Source organism: Stenotrophomonas sp. 22385 (assembly GCF_052045085.1).
GTDB lineage: Bacteria > Pseudomonadota > Gammaproteobacteria > Xanthomonadales > Xanthomonadaceae > Stenotrophomonas.
On sequence record NZ_JBQEOG010000002.1, the window covers coordinates 1 to 18,635 of the forward strand.

17 protein-coding genes are annotated in these 18,635 nt (G+C 65.6%); 12 read left to right on the plus strand and 5 right to left on the minus strand.

Annotation, left to right across the window (positions count from 1 at the left end):
- Nucleotides 1–229 (plus strand): hypothetical protein (locus tag ACTJI4_RS04450; protein ID WP_440868633.1); only part of this gene is annotated, 229 nt, incomplete at its 5' end.
- Nucleotides 230–379: 150 nt separating this feature from the next.
- Nucleotides 380–838, plus strand: a complete 459-nt coding sequence (locus ACTJI4_RS04455) for an REP-associated tyrosine transposase (protein WP_440868634.1) — start codon at nt 380–382, stop codon at nt 836–838.
- A gap of 60 nt (nt 839–898) precedes the next feature.
- Here the strand turns inward: ACTJI4_RS04455 and ACTJI4_RS04460 are convergent, their stop codons facing one another.
- Both ACTJI4_RS04460 and ACTJI4_RS04465 read right to left on the minus strand, forming a co-directional pair.
- Complete coding sequence (locus ACTJI4_RS04460; protein WP_392919915.1) at nt 899–2,629, minus strand: M28 family metallopeptidase; 1,731 nt, start codon at nt 2,627–2,629, stop codon at nt 899–901.
- A 52-nt stretch (nt 2,630–2,681) separates the two neighbouring features.
- Entirely contained in the window at nt 2,682–3,344 is a 663-nt protein-coding gene (locus tag ACTJI4_RS04465) for a hypothetical protein (protein WP_392919954.1), read from the minus strand.
- 94 nt (nt 3,345–3,438) lie between these two features.
- On the opposite strand from ACTJI4_RS04465, the gene ACTJI4_RS04470 reads away from it, so the two are divergent.
- Together ACTJI4_RS04470 and ACTJI4_RS04475 are read left to right on the plus strand one after the other, a co-directional pair.
- Complete coding sequence (locus ACTJI4_RS04470) at nt 3,439–4,764, plus strand: murein hydrolase activator EnvC family protein (protein WP_392919913.1); 1,326 nt, start codon at nt 3,439–3,441, stop codon at nt 4,762–4,764.
- A gap of 96 nt (nt 4,765–4,860) precedes the next feature.
- Complete coding sequence (locus tag ACTJI4_RS04475) at nt 4,861–6,297, plus strand: S41 family peptidase (RefSeq protein WP_440868635.1); 1,437 nt, start codon at nt 4,861–4,863, stop codon at nt 6,295–6,297.
- 231 nt (nt 6,298–6,528) lie between these two features.
- On the opposite strand, the gene ACTJI4_RS04480 is transcribed toward ACTJI4_RS04475, so the two are convergent.
- On the minus strand, nt 6,529–7,221 hold the full coding sequence (locus ACTJI4_RS04480) for a rhomboid family intramembrane serine protease (protein WP_282247678.1): 693 nt from the start codon (nt 7,219–7,221) through the stop codon (nt 6,529–6,531).
- Between the two features lie 230 nt (nt 7,222–7,451).
- Between ACTJI4_RS04480 and ACTJI4_RS04485 the strand changes: the two genes are divergently transcribed.
- A complete protein-coding gene (locus tag ACTJI4_RS04485; RefSeq protein ID WP_440868636.1) occupies nt 7,452–8,795 on the plus strand; it encodes an outer membrane protein transport protein in 1,344 nt (447 codons plus the stop codon).
- A gap of 75 nt (nt 8,796–8,870) precedes the next feature.
- On the opposite strand, the gene ACTJI4_RS04490 is transcribed toward ACTJI4_RS04485, so the two are convergent.
- A complete protein-coding gene (locus ACTJI4_RS04490; RefSeq protein WP_440868637.1) occupies nt 8,871–9,599 on the minus strand; it encodes a ThuA domain-containing protein in 729 nt (242 codons plus the stop codon).
- 104 nt (nt 9,600–9,703) lie between these two features.
- Between ACTJI4_RS04490 and ACTJI4_RS04495 the strand changes: the two genes are divergently transcribed.
- Nucleotides 9,704–10,351 carry a hypothetical protein gene (locus ACTJI4_RS04495; RefSeq protein ID WP_440868638.1) on the plus strand — a complete coding sequence of 216 codons (648 nt, stop codon included), beginning with the start codon at nt 9,704–9,706 and terminating at the stop codon, nt 10,349–10,351.
- 69 nt (nt 10,352–10,420) lie between these two features.
- On the opposite strand, the gene putA is transcribed toward ACTJI4_RS04495, so the two are convergent.
- A complete protein-coding gene (gene putA / locus ACTJI4_RS04500; RefSeq protein WP_440868639.1) occupies nt 10,421–13,645 on the minus strand; it encodes a bifunctional proline dehydrogenase/L-glutamate gamma-semialdehyde dehydrogenase PutA in 3,225 nt (1,074 codons plus the stop codon).
- Between the two features lie 275 nt (nt 13,646–13,920).
- On the opposite strand from putA, the gene ACTJI4_RS04505 reads away from it, so the two are divergent.
- The 6 genes from ACTJI4_RS04505 to ACTJI4_RS04530 are packed head-to-tail and all read left to right on the plus strand — an operon-like array spanning nt 13,921 to nt 18,628.
- On the plus strand, nt 13,921–14,397 hold the full coding sequence (locus ACTJI4_RS04505) for a DUF2244 domain-containing protein (RefSeq protein WP_392919893.1): 477 nt from the start codon (nt 13,921–13,923) through the stop codon (nt 14,395–14,397).
- Between the two features lie 11 nt (nt 14,398–14,408).
- A complete protein-coding gene (coxB, locus tag ACTJI4_RS04510; RefSeq protein WP_440868640.1) occupies nt 14,409–15,344 on the plus strand; it encodes a cytochrome c oxidase subunit II in 936 nt (311 codons plus the stop codon).
- Nucleotides 15,345–15,403: 59 nt separating this feature from the next.
- A complete protein-coding gene (gene ctaD / locus ACTJI4_RS04515; protein ID WP_440868641.1) occupies nt 15,404–17,014 on the plus strand; it encodes a cytochrome c oxidase subunit I in 1,611 nt (536 codons plus the stop codon).
- 8 nt (nt 17,015–17,022) lie between these two features.
- Nucleotides 17,023–17,151: a hypothetical protein gene (locus tag ACTJI4_RS04520; protein WP_440868851.1), complete on the plus strand. Its 129-nt coding sequence runs from the start codon at nt 17,023–17,025 to the stop codon at nt 17,149–17,151.
- Nucleotides 17,148–17,729 carry a cytochrome c oxidase assembly protein gene (locus ACTJI4_RS04525; protein WP_392919884.1) on the plus strand — a complete coding sequence of 194 codons (582 nt, stop codon included), beginning with the start codon at nt 17,148–17,150 and terminating at the stop codon, nt 17,727–17,729. Before ACTJI4_RS04520 ends, ACTJI4_RS04525 begins: the two co-directional genes overlap by 4 nt.
- 20 nt (nt 17,730–17,749) lie before the next feature.
- On the plus strand, nt 17,750–18,628 hold the full coding sequence (locus ACTJI4_RS04530) for a cytochrome c oxidase subunit 3 (RefSeq protein ID WP_282247951.1): 879 nt from the start codon (nt 17,750–17,752) through the stop codon (nt 18,626–18,628).
- Nucleotides 18,629–18,635 lie beyond the last annotated feature (7 nt).

Consider the following 18,635-nt stretch of genomic DNA (forward strand, 5'->3'; position numbering starts at 1 on the left):
TCGCCAGGGTTTACACCCAAAAACCCCGCTGCTCACGCAGCGGGGTTTTTTCTTTTCCGCGATGGGCGCGTTCCGACCAACGGTCGACATCTACCGTGACGGGCCGGGAGGCGGTAGGGTCGGTTCCCAAACGACGATGTGCATGGATGCACAAGTGGTGCGGCCGCAGGACGCGGAAGAGCATCCACTGCCGATAACGGTGATCGGCACGGTGACGCATGGACCCTGATCAAAATGCGTTGCCTGCGTTCGTGGTCATGCCCCAATGGGGTAATCACCACGGCGGTCGATTGGGATGCGACCCTACCGGCTTCGTCTGACAGGTTGATTGAGGCTTCCCGGATACAACACACCATGGGCAAAACGCCACTCTGTGGTCATGCCCAGTCCACGCCTCCTCATCGGCCGCCGCTCCCTTCAGGGCGCGTATTACATGCTTACCACCGTCGTCGCCGGCCGCCAATCCCTCTTTGTCGATGACCCCACCGTTGAATGCGTGGTCGAGGCACTTCGCTGCTCCGATCGCGAACATCGCTCACGCACGCTCGCGTGGGTGGTGATGCCCGATCACGTCCATTGGCTGATGCAGCTGGGCAACGGCAACATCAGTCGCTGTGTCCAAGCTTTCAAATCCCGCTCCTCTCGTGCAGTCAATCTGCATCGCGGCAGCCAGGGTGCGTTGTGGCAACGCGGCTTCTGCGACCACTGCATCCGCTCCGACGAATCGTTACTCACACAGGCCAACTACCTGATCGAGAACCCGGTTCGTTCGGGACTCGCGACAAAGGTAGGCGAGTACCCGTATTGCTGGACGCGGTGGCCATCCACTATCGAATGAACCACAAAAAAGCGGCGCCTCAAGGCGCCGCTTCTTCTCAACCAGCGATGTGGGCCAGGCTTACTTCGCAGCCGGGGCTGGCGCAGCCGCCTCGGTCTTGCCCTTCATCATCTCGTCGCGGGCCGCCTTGAACGGGTTGCCCTCGTACCAGTTCGGCCACTGGCCGCCCACCGCGATGGCCTTGCCTACGCCGTGCAGCAGCTCCAGGTCTTCCACGGTGCCGTCCAGCTTCCAGGTGCTGGCGTCGTACTCGTCCTTCGGGCCGTGGTAACGGTCGCGGCCATACGCCTCAGCCGCCTTTCGGCCTGCGTCCACGCCGCCGTCGAGCAGGTCCTCTCCACCGTCGGCATACAGCGCCGGCACGCCGGCCTTGGCGAAGTTGAAGTGGTCCGAACGGAAGTAGAAGCCGCTCTGCACCGAGGTTTCGCCGTGCAACGTGCGACCCTTCTCCGCGGCCAGCGGCTTGAGGATGTCCTCCAGCTGCGAACTGCCGAAGCCGGTCACGGTCAGGTCCTTGGCCTTGCCGGCCACCGACATCGCATCGATGTTGATCACGCCGGCAATCTTGTCCAGCGGGAAGGTCGGGTGGTTCACGTAGTACTTCGAGCCCAGCAGGCCCGACTCCTCCAGCGTCACTGCCAGGAACACCACCGAACGCTCCGGTGCCGGCTGCTCATGTGCCATCGCATCAGCGATCTCCAGGATGCCGGCCACGCCGGTGGCGTTGTCGATCGCACCGTTGTAGATGTTGTCGCCCTGCTCGCCTTCATGCTTGCCCAGGTGGTCCCAGTGCGCCATGTACAGCACGGCCTCATCGGCGTGCTTGGTGCCCGGCAGCACGCCGACCACGTTGCGCGACTTCTTCTCGGCAATCGTGCTCTTCAGGTCCAGCGAGATCTTCGCCTTCAGTGGCACCGGCTTGAAGCCGCGCTTGTTGGCATCCTTGTAGGCCTGATCCAGGTCCAGCCCGGCATCGGCGAACAGCTGGCGCGCCGCATCGGCGCTCAGCCACCCCTGCGCCGGCAGGCGGGGTTCCGGATCGTCCTTGGCCGGCAGGTCGTACTGCGGACCCGCCCACGAGTTCTTCACCACATCCCAGCCGTACGAAGCACCGGCGGTGTCATGCACGATGAACGCCGCAGCGGCACCCTTGCGGGCGGCCTCTTCGAACTTGTAGGTCCAGCGGCCGTAGTAGGTCATGCGCTTGCCGTCGAACAGGGTGTCGTCGTTGGCGTGGAAGCCCGGGTCGTTGACGAACATGACCACCGTCTTGCCCTTCCAGTCCTGGCCGGCGTAGTCGTTCCACTTCTGCTCCGGCGCGTCGACGCCGTAGCCCACGAAGACCAGGTCGCTGCCGTCGATCTTCACTTCCTGCTGGCCAGTGCGGGTGCCGACCACCATGTCGGTACCGAACTTCAGGTCGCGCTGCTTGCCGGCCTGGTCCAGCTTCAGCACGGTGCTTTCATCGGCAGTGGTCTCGGTCATCGCCACCTCCTGGAACCAGCTGTCGCCGTTGCCGGGCTGCAGGCCGATGCGCTGCATCTGGTCGCGGATGTACTCCACCGTCCGGTCCTCGCCGGCGCTGCCCGGCGCGCGGCCTTCGAACGCATCCGACGACAGGGTCTTGACCAGCTCGCCGAAGTCGCCGGCGTTGATCTCGGCCGAGAAGGCGTGGCCGGCGGCAGCCGGGGTGGTATCAGCAGCCGGCGCGGCGGCCGGTGCGGTGGTCTCGCCCTTGCACGCGGTCAGCGCGGCGGTGGCGGCCAGGCACAACAGAAGTTTGCGGGACATCATCGATTCCTGGAGACAAAGGGCCGGTGCGCGGGCACCGGGTGAAAGCGTATCAATTGGCGGGCGCGGCGTCGGTGTCGAACGGCACGGGTTCGGCGCCGGTGACCGGGCCAATGCTCGCCGTGCGGTGCACGTACAGCACGACCTCGCGCTCGAACCGTAGTTCGCCGGCAACCGAGGCATTCGGGCCGATGATCACGCGGGGCTTGCGGGGTGCATTGAACGAAATGCTGAAATTCGGCTTTTCGATGTGGATACCGCCCTCCACATGCGAGCCGACTCCGACGGTGATGTCGCCGTTGACGGTGGTGATGCCGTTGCGCAGGCGCGTTTCGACCAGGCCGATGCCACCATTGACGGTTTCAATACTGCCTTCGATCTGGCTGCCGCGATCGGTGAAGATGCTGCCGTTGACCGTCTCCAGGTTGCCTCCCGCAATCACCCGTTGACCGATGGCGATCTTGCCATTGACGGTGGAAACACTGCCGGTCCGGGCGCCCTCCTCGACAATGATGCCGCCATTGACGGTTTCGATGCTGTGGGTGGTGGTGCCGGCGCCAACCTTGATGTTGCCGTTCACCGTCTGCAGGTCGCCATAGGCCTGCCCGGCGTCTGCCGTAATGCTCCCATTGACCTTGCTGATGTCGTCAACGGCCCAGGCTGACCCGCAGGGGATCAACAAGGCCAACAACAGGGGAAGCGGATGGAGTTTCATCTGTGCGTGTCCGGTATGCGGCTGGCAGGCCGCCTTCAGGAATGTCACCATGCAGCGCTGCAATCCGCATCTGCCTGAAGTCACTGGAAAGCCCTTGCGCCCCAACGTCTTTTCCTCACGCCGGAATAACAAACCGACCGCTGGGCACGGTCATGGCTCGCGTTGGCCGGTGGCGCTGCCGGCGTTGGCATTGATCCTGGCCCTTGCCGGCCCTGCGCCTCTTTCAGCGCAGAATCCGAAGGAAGCCGAACGCAAGCTGCAGAAGCTGCGCACCGAACTCAAAGGCGTCGCCCAGGAACGCCGTACGTTGGAAAGCCAGCGTGGGCAGGCGTCGCGCCAGTTGCGCGAGGCCGATGAGAAGGTGGCCCGTACCGGCCGCGTGCTGGCCCAGACCGAAACCGCGCTGCAGCGGGAGACCCGCGCCCTGCAGGAGCTGCAGCAGCGCCGGGGTGAACTGCAGGCCGGCTTGAAGGCGCAGCGCCAGGAGCTGGCCTCGCTGTTGCGTGCCGCCTACCGGATCGGCAACAACGCGCCATTGAAGCTGCTGCTGTCGCAGGACCGCGTTGCCGATGCCAACCGCACCCTGGCCTATCACCGCTATCTGCAGCGCGAACGCGCGCGGCGCATCGGCGCGCTGACCGCCGATCTGACTGAACTGGAAACGGTGGAAGCGCAGATCGAAGAGCGCCGGCAGGCGCTGGAAGGGACCCGTCAGCAGCAGAAGCAGCAGGCCGCCAGCCTGGCACTCGATCGGCGTACCCGCGCGCAGACCGTGGCCAGCCTGGACGAGCGCTACAAGGACCGCAGCGAACGCGAGAAGGCGCTTGGCCAGGATGCCAAGGCGCTGGAAACGCTGCTCGCCAACCTGCGCGCTGCTGCCGCCCGCGCCGAAGCCGAACGCCGTGCCGCTGCGCGCCGCGCCGCCGCGGAAAAGGCCGCCGCCGAGAAGGCCGAGCGCGCCGCCGCAGCCAGTGGGAGCAAGCCGCCGCCGCGCCCTGGCAAGACCCCGCCGGCAGTGGCCTCGGCGCCGGCGCCGAAGGTGGGGGGGCTGGGCTGGCCGCTGTCGGGCAACCTGCTGGCGCGCTACGGTGGCAAGTTGCCGGACGGCCGAACCAGCAGTGGCGTGTTGATCAGCGCGCCTGCGGGCAGCACCGTCACCGCCGTCGCCGATGGCACCGTGGTGTTCTCCGACTGGATGACCGGCTACGGCATGATCCTGATCGTCGACCACGGCAATGGCTACATGAGCCTGTACGCACACAACGACACCCTGCTGCGCGATGCCGGTGGCACGGTGAAGAAGGGCGATGCCGTGGCCAAGGTCGGCAACTCCGGCGGGCAGGGCGTTACCGCGCTGTATTTTGAATTGCGGCGTAATGGGCAGCCGGTGGATCCTTCGTCATGGTTGCAGCGCCGGTAGCCCCGTTCAACGGGAATTTACCGTGCCTTCGCGCATAATCGGGCCACGCACCATCAGTGCGTGGTGTCCCGTCCCCCGCTCAACCTGGAGTGCTTCATGCGCGTAGCCCGTTCCGCCACCCTGCTGCTGGCCCTGGTGCCGGCGCTGTCATGGGCGCAGCAGACCGCCCAGGTTCCGGAACGCGGCGGCGATGCGGCCTCCACCGAAGAGGCGGTAACCTCGCGCGTGCCGCTGGAGGAGATCCGCCGCTACGTGGCGGTCTACAACGCGGTGCGTGCGGCGTATGTGGAACCGGTGGACGACAAGAAGCTGATGCAGTCGGCCATCCGCGGCCTGCTGCTGGACCTGGATCCGCACAGCACCTATTTCGACAAGGAAGACGCCGAAGCCTTCGACGAACAGGCCGAAGGTGCCTATGAAGGCATCGGCGTGGAGCTGCAGCAGCAGCCCGACAACAGCAGCCTCAAGGTGATCTCGCCGATCGACGACACGCCGGCAGCCAAGGCCGGCATCCTGGCCGGTGACCTGATCATCGCCATCGACGGCAAGCCGATCAGCGCCATCGAAGCTACCGAGCCGCTGCGGGGCAAGGCCGGAAGCAAGGTGATCCTCACCATCATGCGCGAGGGCAGACTCAAGCCATTCGACGTGCCGATCACCCGCGAAACAATCCGCATCACCAGCGTGCGCAGCCGCATGCTGGAACCGGGCTATGGCTATGTCCGCCTGAGCACTTTCCAGGCTGATACCGGCGCTGATTTCCAGAAGCATGTGGCGCAGTTGCAACAGCAGGCCGGCGGCAAGCTCAGGGGCCTGGTGCTGGATCTGCGCAGCAATCCGGGCGGCCTGCTTACCGCCGCCGTACAGGTGGCCGACGACCTGCTCGACAAGGGCAACATCGTCAGTACCCGGGGCCGCATCGCGATCAGCGACGCACGTTTCGATGCCACGCCCGGCGATCTGCTCAAGGGCGCGCCGGTGGTGGTGCTGGCCGACGCGGGTTCGGCCAGCGCCTCGGAAGTGCTGGCGGGTGCGCTGCGCGACAACGGTCGTGCCCGCGTGATCGGCAGCCGTACCTTCGGCAAGGGCTCAGTGCAGACCGTACTGCCGCTGGACAACGGCGACTCGGTCAAGCTCACTACTGCGCGCTACTACACCCCCAGCGGCAAATCGATCCAGGCCACCGGCATCGTGCCCGACGTGGTGCTGCTGCCGGACAAGAAGGCGGGCGAAGACGACGACCTGCCGGCCAGCCTGTCCGATTACAGCGAAGCGACGTTGCCGGGCCACCTGCGCGGTGACGAAGAAGGCGGCGATGGCTACCAAGCCGGTGACGTGCTGCCCGGCGACGGCCCGATCAACGACGCGCTGGCCGAGTTGAAGCAGCCGGGTTCGGTGGCCGCCAAGCAGAAGGCCGAAGCGGCGAAGAAGCCGGTGCCCAATGTGGAAGCAAAGCCGGAAGCAAAGCCGGAAGCAAAGCCGGAAGCAAAGCCGGAAGCAAAGCCGAAGCCGGAACCTGCACCCACGCCGTGACGGGTGCACCCGCTGGTAGAGTCGGTTCCCAAACGACTGCCGATGACGGGGCAACGCCCGGTAACGCATTGCGTTGAACGGCGTAACAGCCGGATCCGCCGATGTTCATGCCGACATCGAACGCGGCGGATACCACGGCGGTGGTGCTCCTCCGCATCCTGCGGCCGCACCACTCGTGCATCCGTGCACATCGTCGATCGGGATGCGACCCTACCAGCCTGCGGCGTACGCTTAGAACCCGTGCCGCTTCCGCAACCGCCGCGCGATCGCCGCGCGCACGTAAACCCCATACACCAGCCCGAACACGAACCCGGCAATGTGTGCCCACCAGGCCACCATGCCGAAGGTCGGGCCGATGTACGCGAACACCACCTGCAGTCCGGCCCACACCCCGATCAGCAGGTAGGCCGGCGCCCGCACGAATTCCAGGAACAGCCCCAGCGGGATCACCACCCCCAGCCGCGCGCCGGGGAACAGCGCAAGGTACGCCCCGATCAGGGCCGACACCGCGCCACTGGCGCCGATGATGATCTGGTCCGGGCTGCCCATCGTGTAGATCGCGGTGAGGTTGGAGATCGCCCCGCCCACCAGGAACAGCAGGATCAGCCGCCACGGCCCCAGCACCCGCTCGGCAGGCAGGCCGAAGATCAGCAGGAACACCAGGTTGCCCAGCAGGTGCGACCAGTCCGCGTGCAGGAACAACGCGGTGAACAGCCGCAGCACGCTGCCGTCCTGGAAGGTGGCCCACCAGTCGAGGGGCCGGGTCAGCCCGGTGGACAGCGCGCCCCAATCCATCCACAGACTGCGTCGGGCATCACCCGGGCGCGAGATCGACCACAGGAACGCGGCCCACAGGGTCGCGAACAGCAGGGGCGTTGCCCAGCGGACAGCGGACTTCTTGCGGGAGGGGAGCGAGACGAACATGCGTGGGCGCTAGCCTAGCGCGGCAACGCGCCTGAAGGGGCGAAGACGCGTTCAGCCTGAATAGCCGGAAAGAGTGATCGCGTTATTGTTTCATTAACCGGTCTGGGTATACTCGCATACGGCGTCGTATGTCGGGAGGGGAATCCGGCGCGTTGTGTCAAGCCTTTCGGGGCCTGGGACAGCGCAGGCGCGCGTTGCCAAATCACACGCATTTCCGGAGAGAACAAACGATGCATACCGCTTCCACCCTCGCCCGCGTCACCGCCCTTGCTGTCGGCATCGCCGGTGTCCTGGCCGTTGGCCACGTCAACGCCGCCGCCTTCCAGCTGAAGGAAAACAGCGCCAAGGGCCTCGGCCGCGCCTTCGCCGGTTCGGGCAGCGCCCAGGGCGACGCCTCGATCATCGCGGTCAACCCGGCCGGCATGCGCCAGCTGGAAGGCACTCTGGTCCAGGGCGACCTGAGCGCCATCAGCTTCAAGGCCGAATTCGAAGGCACCGGCCGCAAGCCGACCGGCCAGCCGCAGACCGGCGGTGACGGCGGCGACGCCGGCATGATTGCCCCGGTTCCGGCCGCGTACTTCCACATGCCGATCGGCGAACAGGCCCACTTCGGCGTGTCGCTGACCGCCCCGTTCGGCTTCAAGACCGATTACGACAACGGCTGGGTGGGTCGCTACAGCGGCCTGAAGACCGATCTGAAGGCGATCGACCTGGGCTTTGCCGCCTCGTACGACGTCAACCCGTACGTGTCCTTCGGCGCGTCGGTGTTCGTTGAGCACCTGACCATCGAACTGAGCAACAACATCGACTTCGGCACCGCGCTGGCCCAGTCCCGCGTGCCGGGCTTCGCCCCGGGCAGCGCCGACGGCAAGCTGACCGTTGAAGGCGACAACAATGCGGTGGGCTGGACCGTCGGCGGCTTGTTCAGCCCCGATGAGAACACCCACATCGGCTTCAGCTACCGCTCCAAGGTCGAACACAAGATCACCGGCGGCGACGCCACCTTCGACGTGCCGTCCAACGCAGCTGCCGTGCTGGCCGTTGCCCAGCCGGGCCGTTTCGTGACCACCTCCGGCAAGGCCACCGTGACCCTGCCGGCCTCGGCCACCATGAGCGTGACCCACAACATCAACGACAAGTGGACCGTGATGGGTGATGTCACCCGCACCGCATGGTCGACCGCATTCGACCAGGTCACCATCGACTACGCCTCGGCGCAGCCGGACTCGGTGCTGGAATTCGGCTACCGCGACACCACCTTCGTGTCGCTGGGCGCCGACTACAAGCTGAGCGACACCCTGACCCTGCGTGGCGGCGTCGCGTATGACCAGACCCCGACCACCGACGCCCACCGCGACGTGCGCGTACCGGACACCAGCCGCAAGTGGCTGTCGTTCGGCGTGGGCTGGACCCCGTCGGCGAACATGGAATACAACTTCGGTTACACCCACCTGTTCACCAGCGACCCGAACATCAGCGTGCCCGCCACCACCAACAACCAGGGCAACTCGCTGACCGGCAAGTACAAGGTACGCGGCGACGTGCTGGCAGCTTCGTTCCAGTACAAGTTCTGATCCACGGCGTTCTCGCCGCGTGACAGACGGAAGGCCCCGCGCAAGCGGGGCCTTCTGCGTTTGGGTCTTACCGTTTCAACATTGGGGCGAACGGCCCGCCGCATACAGCAGGCCCTGCCGCAGGTGGGCCAGGAAATCGCGGTTGCGGTACAGGCCCGTGTCATGGCCCAGCCCGGTGTACCAGCTACGGCCGCCATCGAACGGGTGGCACCACGCAATGGGGTGGTCGGCACCCATCGTGCCGCCCTGGTACATGCGTTCGTCCACTGTGGCGATCACCTGCACGGCCCCACGTGGGTTGCTGCGGAAGTTGTACAGCTCGTCGCGCACCGGCCATGAAGTGCCCTGGGGCGTTCCCCCGCGCTCAGGCTGCACGCGGCTGAACTGCAGGCCTTCGGGATGGTTCTTGAAATACGCGCCCACCAGCTGCCCGTACCACGGCCACTCGTACTCGGTGTCTGCTGCCGAGTGCACGCCCATGAATCCGCCGCCCGCCCTGATGAAGGTCTCCATCGCCTGCTGCTGGGTGGCATCGAGCACATCGCCAGTGGTATTGGCGAACACCACCACCCGGTAGCGGGCCAGGTTGGCATCGTTGAAGTCGGTCGCGTTCTCGCTCTGGTCCACCGCCATGCGCTCGCGCTCGGCCAGCAGGCGCAGCGTGCTCACGGCGGTGGGAATGGAATCGTGGCGGAACTTCGCGGTGCTGGTAAACACCAGCACGCGCTCATTGGCCGCCGCCATGGCCGCGGGAACGGTGGACAGGAACATCGCCAACAGCAACGGCAGGACATTTGGGCGCATGGCCGGATCATGACACAGCCCCGTACAATCGCGGTCCGCGCGCAGCCGGCCGGGTGCCGCCTGCGGCGCAGGAACCGCTTCACGATCCATGACAAGGAAACCACATGTCGCCCGTTCTGCTTCGTTCCACCCTGGCCTTTGCCCTCTCGGCGCTGGCCGCGCCGGCCTTCGCCGCCGCCGATTTCGCCACCTGCTTCACCCTCACGCCGGGCCTGCGCTTCTCCACCGGCGATGAAACCCTGACCATCGAGAAGGCCACCTTCAACGGCCACGACGCCATCAAGGTGCACAGCGCCGGCGGCGGCGTCGGTACCGCCGCCTATTACGATGCCAGCGGCCGCCAGCTGCTGGGCCAGGACCGCTACGGCATCTCCGCCTGGGGAGGCGATGCCTCCCGGCCGGTGATGACCGATACCTTCAAGCCCGCGCCGACCTTCCCGCAGACCGCCAGGCCGGGCGAGCGCTTCGTGGTCAACGGCAGCGGCGAACGCACCCACCACGTGGAAGAAACGGTCGAGCCGGTCGACTACGACGGCTTCAACGACTACACCTTCGTCGGCTTCGAAGACGTGGAGGCCACGGTCGACGACCAGCCGCGCACCTTCAAGGACACCTGCCACCTCACCGCGACCTTCGAAGACAACCGCATGGAAGCCTGGTACGCACCGGGGTTCGGCCGCATCAGGTTCGAGCGCTACATGGGCGAAGAACTGCTCATGCGCGATGAAATCGAGGCGATCCACGCCGAGTGACGGCGACGGTTCAACCCACAAAAAACCCCGCTTTCGCGGGGTTTTTCGTTCAAACCATTACAACGACGATCAATCGCCCAGGGTCAGCAGCGAGGCATTGCCACCGGCGGCCGTGGTGTTCACGGTGACGGTCTTTTCGGTGGCAAAGCGCAGCAGGTAGTGCGGGCCGCCGGCCTTCGGACCGGTGCCGGACAGGCCCTGGCCGCCGAACGGCTGCACACCCACCACCGCACCGATCTGGTTACGGTTGACGTACACGTTGCCCACGTTCACCCGCGAGGCAATGCGGTCCACGGTTTCGTCGATGCGCGAATGCACGCCCAGGGTGAGGCCGTAGCCGGTGGCGTTGATCTGGTCGATCACCGCATCCAGCTGGTCGCCCTTCCAGCGGATCACGTGCAGCACCGGCCCGAAGATTTCCTTGTGCAGCTGGTCCAGGTTCTTCAGCTCATACGCACGCGGGGCGAAGAAGGTGCCGTGCGCGGCCGCTTCGCTGAGCTCGGCAGCGGCGATCAGGCGCGCTTCCTTCTCCATGCGCACCGCATGTTCCTGCAGGATCTGCAACGCATCGGCGTCAATCACCGGGCCGACGTCGGTCGACAGCAGGCCCGGGTCGCCGATCTTCAGTTCGGCCATCGCACCGGCCAGCATGGTCATCACCTTGTCGGCGATGTCGTCCTGCACGAACAGCACGCGCGCGGCCGAGCAGCGCTGGCCGGCCGAGGTGAAGGCCGAGCCGATCGCATCCTTGACCAGCTGTTCCGGCAGCGCCGAGGAATCGGCGATGAACGCATTCTGGCCGCCGGTTTCGGCGATCAGCACGCCAATGGCGGCATCGCGGGCGGCCATCGCACGGTTGATCGCGCGCGCGGTATCAGTTGAACCGGTGAAGGCCACACCGGCCACGCGCGGGTCGGCGGTGAGCGCAGCACCCACGGTGGCGCCGTCGCCGGGCAGGAACTGCACCACGCCTTCGGGCACGCCGGCGTCCAGCAGCAGCTTCACCGCGTAGTAGCCGATCAGGTTGGTCTGTTCGGCCGGCTTGGCGATCACGCTGTTACCGGCGGCAAGCGCGGCGGCGACCTGGCCCAGGAAGATCGCCAGCGGGAAGTTCCACGGGCTGATGCACACGAACACGCCGCGGCCATGCAGCTGCAGTTCGTTGGATTCACCAGTCGGGCTGGGCAGTTTCTCGGCATGGCCGAACTGCTCGCGCGCCTGCTTGGCGTAGTAACGCAGGAAGTCCACCGCTTCGCGCACTTCGGCGATGCCGTCGGGCAGGCTCTTGCCGGCTTCCTTGACACACAGTGCCATGAACTCGGGCAGGCGTGCTTCCAACTGGTCGGCGGCGTGTTCCAGGATCGCCGCGCGGCTGGCGGCCGGGGTGCGGTTCCACTGCGGCTGTGCGGCCACGGCGTTGGCCAGGGCCTTCTCCACGGTGGCGCTGTCGGCCGGCTGCCACTGGCCCACCACCTGGCGCGTATCGGCCGGGTTCACAACGTTCAACAGCGCGCCGGTGGGCTGTGCACCCGGCACCAGCGGGGCGGCCTGCCACGGCTTCACCGCAGCGTTGAGCTGCTCGGCCAGGGCGCGCAGATCGTTGTCGTTGGCGAGATTGACGCCCATGGAGTTCTTCCTGTCGTGGTTCTGGCTGCGCAGCAGGTCAACCGGCAGCGGGATTTTCGGGTGCGGAATGGATTCAAACGAGGCCACGGCTTCGACCGGATCGCGGATCAGGTCGTCGATGGCCACCGCGTCGTCGGTAATGCGATTGACGAAGCTGGAGTTGGCGCCGTTCTCAAGCAGGCGGCGCACCAGGTACGGCAGCAGGTCTTCGTGCGAACCCACCGGTGCGTACACGCGGCACGGCACGTTCAGGCGGTTGGCCGGTACCACTTCGGCATACAGGTCATCGCCCATGCCGTGCAGCTTCTGGTGCTCGTACTGGCCCCCCTGCGCGATCGCCTGCACCGCGGCGATGGTGTGCGCGTTGTGCGTGGCGAACATCGGGTAGATCGCATCGGCATGCGTGAAAAGACGCTTGGCGCATGCCAGGTAGGACACGTCGGTGTTCTGCTTGCGGGTGAACACCGGGTAGGCCGGCAGGCCGTCGATCTGGGCGCGCTTGATCTCCGCATCCCAGTACGCGCCCTTGACCAGGCGCACCTGCAGGCGGCGACCGATGCGGCGGGCCAGGTCGGCCAGATAGTCGATCGTGTACGGGGTGCGCTTCTGGTACGCCTGCACCACCACGCCGAAGCCTTCCCAGCCAGCGAGCGAGGCATCGCTCACCACCGCTTCGATGATGTCCAGCGACAGTTCCAGGCGGTCGGTTTCCTCGGCATCCACCGTGCAGCCGATGCCGTACGACTTGGCCAGCTGCGCCAGTTCCAGCACGCCCGGAACCAGGTCGGCCATCACGCGCGCGCGCTTGGCGTGTTCGTAGCGCGGGTACAGCGCCGACAGCTTGATGGAGATGCCGGGGGCCGAATTTACGTCGCCATCCGGGCGGCCGCCACGGGCCTTGTGGTCGCCACCGATGGAGTGGATCGCGCGGCGGTAGTCTTCCAGGTAACGCTTGGCATCCTTCATGGTCAGCGCGCCTTCGCCGAGCATGTCGAACGAATAGCGGTAGCTGGCGTTGTCGCCCTTGTGCGAGCGCGACAGCGCTTCGTCGATGGTGCGGCCCATGACGAACTGGTGACCCATGATCTTCATCGCCTGGCGTACGGCCAGGCGGATCACCGGCTCACCGACGCGGCCCATCAGGCGCGCGAACGCGCCCGGCACGTCGGCGCGGGTCGAATCGTTGATCTGCACGATGTGGCCGGTAAGCATCAGGCCCCAGGTAGAGGCGTTGACCAGCACCGAATCGCTGCCGCCGAGGTGCTTTTTCCAGTCCGCTTCGCCCAGCTTGTCGCGGATCAGCTTGTCCGCGGTTTCCTGGTCCGGAATGCGCAGCAGCGCTTCGGCCACGCACATCAGCAGCACGCCTTCCTCGCTGCCCAGGTCGTACTGGCGCATGAAGGCTTCAATCGCGCCCTGGTCCTTGGCGCGCACGCGCACGCGCTTGACCAGGTCGGCAGCGGTCGCCTGCACCCTGGCCTGTTCGTCGGCGGGCAGGCGCGCCTGCGCCAGCAGCTCGCGCACATGGCTGGCCTCGTCCTTCATCCAGGCATCGGTGATCGCCTGGCGGAACGCATTGGGAACGGCCGGCAGCTCAGGGGACAGCAGCGGCGGGCGGGAAGCGCCGGACGGGGCCGGGGCAGGGGGAAGCGCGGAGGGTGCGGTCATGCCGGTTGGCTCGTGGAAAACTTGACCATTTTAATCGTTTTTCCATGTCTTTAAGCAATCCGCGCCGCGCCATGGATCAAGTCCATAGCCTTTCATACAGCGGGATTCGGCAGATCCAGCGGTGTCGTTAAAAACTATGCTGATTTCGTCAAATCAGCCGCCGATGCCAATGCTGTATTGCACCATTCGCAAAAGTGTGAACGGACCCTTGCCGCTCGCGCGAGATCAGGGCTACCATCGAGACGTTTCCCGCGGCAGGAAAACGCGGTTGCGACATGATCGAGGTGCTGACAGCTCCGGATGGATCAGAAACGCAACTGCGGCTGCGTCCCCCACGGGCGCTCGATGCCCGGCAGTTCGTCCTGTTGTTTGCTGTGTTGGCGGGGGTGATGTGGCTGGTGGCGGCCCTGGGCTGGTTCACCGGCAATGCGTTCGCCCCCCTGTTCGCGCTGCTGTACAGCCTGTTGCTGGCGGCGGCACTGCGTGTGTTGTGGCGTAGCGGTGAACGGCAGGAAGAAATCCGGGTAGTGCCGGCGTGCGTGGAAGTAATCCCCGCGCCCGGTCAATCGCCGGTGTTCAGTGCGCACCCCCACTGGGTGCGACTGATCGCCGACGAACAGAGGGTCCGGCTTGCGTCCAGCGGTAGGCAGGTGGAAGTGGGGAGTTTCCTCGCACCGGCCGAACGCCAGGCACTGGCAGAGACACTAGAAGGCTTGCTCGTGGCCAGCGATGGCTGCAACCGACGACGCTAAGGGTCTAGGCAATGAAGCAACGCAGAAAGTGGGGCACGCAGTTCGCAAAGGCAGTGGGGTGTGGGGCAGCGCTGATGGCGCCGGTACTGGCGTGGGCCCAATCGGCCGACCCGGTTCCGTGGCAGCTGAACATGGGCAAGGGGGTCACCCAGAGCTCGCGGCTGGCCTGGGAATCCAACATGTTTTCGCTGTGGGTGTGTACGGTCATCGGCGTGCTGGTGTTCGGCGCGATGTTCTATGCCATCTTCAAGTTCCGCAAATCCAAGGGGGCGGTCGCCGCCACCTTCAGCCACAACACCCGGGCGGAGATCGTCTGGACCGTCATTCCGGTGATCATCCTGGTGGTGATGGCGTGGCCTGCCACGGCCAACCTGATCAAGTTCTACGACACCCGCGATGCCGAAATGACCGTCAAGGTCACCGGCTACCAGTGGATGTGGAAGTACGAATACCTCGGCGAAGAGGTTACCTTCACCAGCCGCCTGGACCGTGAATCGGACCGGGTCCGGCAGAGCGGCAAGGTCCCCGACCGCGACAGCCACCCGCACTACCTGCTTGATGTGGACAACCGCCTGGTGTTGCCGGTCGACACCAAGGTGCGGTTCGTCATCACCTCCGATGACGTGATCCACGCGTGGTGGGTGCCGGCGCTGGGCTGGAAACAGGATGCCATTCCCGGTTTCGTCAACGAAGCCTGGACCAACATCGAGAAGGTCGGCGTGTATCGCGGCCAATGCGCCGAGCTGTGCGGCAAGGACCATGGCTTCATGCCCATCGTGGTGGAAGCGGTGTCCAAGGAAGATTTCCAGAAGTGGCTGGCCGACAAGCGGCCCAAGGCGCCCGACCCGGCGCCGGCGCCTGCAGCCCCTGAAGCCGCGCCTGCACCTTCGGCCCCGGCGGCGCCGGCGACCGACGCGGCACCTGCACCGGCGCCTGAAAACGCCTGAAACGAACCGCGCGCACCGCACGGTGCGCGCTGATACCGAACCAACGAGGTGGTGTGGCGATGGCGCATTCCGCAGTTGATCACGACGGGCATCACGGGCATCAGCGGTCGTTCTTCGAACGTTGGTTCTTCTCGACCAACCACAAGGACATCGGCACGCTCTACCTGCTCTTCAGCTTCATCATGTTCATCATCGGCGCGGCGATGAGCGTGATCATCCGCGCCGAGCTGATGCAGCCAGGCCTGCAGTTCGTGAAGCCGGAAACCTTCAACCAGCTCACCACCGTGCACGCGCTGGTCATGATCTTCGGTGGCGTCATGCCGGCCTTCGTCGGCCTGGCCAACTGGATGATCCCGCTGCAGGTCGGCGCGCCTGACATGGCGCTGCCACGCATGAACAACTGGTCGTTCTGGCTGCTGCCGGTGGCCTTCAGCCTGCTCCTGCTCACCTTCCTGCTGCCCGGCGGCGCGCCGGCCGGTGGCTGGACGCTGTATCCGCCGCTGTCGCTGCAGGGCGGCTACAACGTGGCGTTCACCGTGTTCGCCATCCACGTGGCCGGCATCAGTTCGATCATGGGCGCGATCAACATCATCGCCACCGTGCTCAACATGCGCGCGCCGGGCATCGACCTGCTGAAGATGCCGATCTTCTGCTGGTCCTGGCTGATCACCGCATTCCTGCTGATTGCAGTGATGCCGGTGCTGGCCGGTGCGGTGACCATGCTGCTCACCGACAAGTTCTTCGGCACCAGCTTCTTCAACGCGGCCGGCGGTGGCGACCCGGTGATGTTCCAGCACATCTTCTGGTTCTTCGGCCACCCGGAGGTGTACATCATGATCCTGCCGGCGTTCGGCGTGGTCAGTGAAATCATTCCCACCTTCAGCCGCAAGCCGCTGTTCGGTTACCAGGCGATGGTCTACGCGATCGCCGCGATCGCCTTCCTGTCCTTCATCGTCTGGGCCCACCACATGTTCACCGTGGGCATGCCGCTGGGCGGCGAAATCTACTTCATGTTCGCCACCATGCTGATCTCCATCCCCACCGGGGTGAAGGTGTTCAACTGGGTGAGCACCATGTGGCGCGGTTCGCTCACCTTCGAAGCGCCCATGCTGTGGGCGGTGGCCTTCGTGATCCTGTTCACCATCGGCGGCTTCTCCGGCCTGATGCTGGCCATCGTGGTCGCCGACTTCCAGTACCACGACACCTACTTCGTGGTGGCGCACTTCCACTACGTGCTGGTGACCGGCGCGGTGTTCGCCCTGATCGGGGCGGTGTACTACTGGTGGCCGAAGTGGACCGGGCGCATGTACAGCGAATTCTGGGCCAAGGTGCACTTCTGGTGGTCCATCATTTTCGTGAACCTGCTGTTCTTCCCGCAGCACTTCCTGGGCCTGGCCGGCATGCCGCGCCGCATTCCCGATTACAGCGTGGCGTTCGCCGACTGGAACCTGATCAGCTCCATTGGCGCGTTCGGCATGTTCGTCACCCCCTTCATGATGGCCGCGATCCTGATCGCCTCGCTGCGCAACGGCGAAAAGGCCGCTGACCGCTCGTGGGAAGGTGCACGCGGGCTGGAATGGACGGTGCCGTCACCGGCGCCGGCACATACGTTCACCGTGCCGCCGACCATCCGCCCGGGCGATCTGGCCCATGACGACATCACCCATTGAGGTCCGCCATGCATGATATCCATCAACAGGATCTGGCTGCCCGCCGCCAACGCGCACGGCGCACCGCGCTGTGGGTGGGTGCGGTGGCGATCCTGGTCTATGTCGGCTTCATCCTGAGCGGGGTGCTGGGCCGATGAGCGAGACCCGCCCCGCACCGCATGCCGGGCTGCCGCGCCTGATCGCGGTGGCCGTGGCGGTGTTCGTGCTCACCTTCTCGCTGGTACCGCTGTACCGCATCGCCTGCGAAAAGGTGTTCGGGGTGCGGCTGGAGCGCGGCCCCGGTGCGTCGGCCATGGGCGCGCCCGGTGCGGCCAAGCGCACCGTGAGGGTGCAGTTCGATGGCGGCGTGAACTCCAAGCTGCCATGGGCCTTCCACCCCGAGCAGCTGACCATGGACGTGGTGCCCGGCGAGCTCAATGAAGCACTGTATTACGCACGCAACGACAGCGACCGTGCGCTGGTGGGGAGTGCGGTGCCGTCGGTGGCCCCGGCCAAGGCCTCGGGTTACTTCAGCAAGACCGAATGCTTCTGCTTCACGGCGCAGACCCTGGTGGCGGGCGAGAAGCGCGACATGCCGGTGCGTTTCATCGTCGACCCGGACCTGCCGGCCAACATCAAGACCATCACCCTGTCCTACACGTTCTACAAGAACGACGCGCTGTCGGCGCAGCTGGCGACGGCGACCCCGCCGGCCACCGCGCGCTCGGCACCCTGATACGTACCCGGATACCGATCATGGCCACCCAGCACAGCCCAGACGCCAACGTGTATTTCGTGCCCACCCACAGCAAGTGGCCCTTCATCGGCTCCATCGCGATGATGGTCACGATGGTGGGCGTGGCCAGCTGGCTCAACGACGCCGGCTGGGGCAAGTGGACCTTCTATGCCGGCATCGCCATGCTGGTACTGACCCTGTTCTGGTGGTTCAGCGACGTGGTACGCGAATCGCAGGCCGGGCACTACAACCACCAGGTCGACGGCTCGTTCCGGATGGGCATGGTGTGGTTCATCTTCTCCGAAGTGATGTTCTTCGGTGCCTTCTTCGGCGCGCTGTTCTACACCCGCAACCTGGGCCTGCCGTGGCTGGGCGGCGAGGGCGACGGGGTGATGACCAATGAACTGCTCTGGGATGGCTATTCGGCGGCGTGGCCGACCAACGGCCCGGGCGCCATCGGCGGCCACTTCCAGACCATTCCGGCCTGGGGCCTGCCGCTGATCAACACGCTGATCCTGCTCACCTCCGGTGTCACCCTCACCATCGCCCATCACGCGCTCAAGGCCGGGCACCGCCGGCAGCTGCTGGTGTGGCTGGGCATCACCGTGCTGCTGGGCGCGTTCTTCCTCACCCTGCAGGCCGAGGAGTACATCCACGCCTACAAGGAGCTCAACCTCACGTTGGGCTCGGGCATCTACGGATCAACGTTCTTCATGCTCACCGGCTTCCACGGTGCGCACGTGCTGCTCGGCACCATCATGCTGATCGTGATGTGGCTGCGCTCGGCCAAGGGCCACTTCACCCGTGACAACCACTTCGGTTTCGAAGCTGCCGCGTGGTACTGGCACTTCGTCGACGTGGTGTGGCTGATGCTGTTCCTGTTCGTCTACGTGCTGTAGCGTCGGG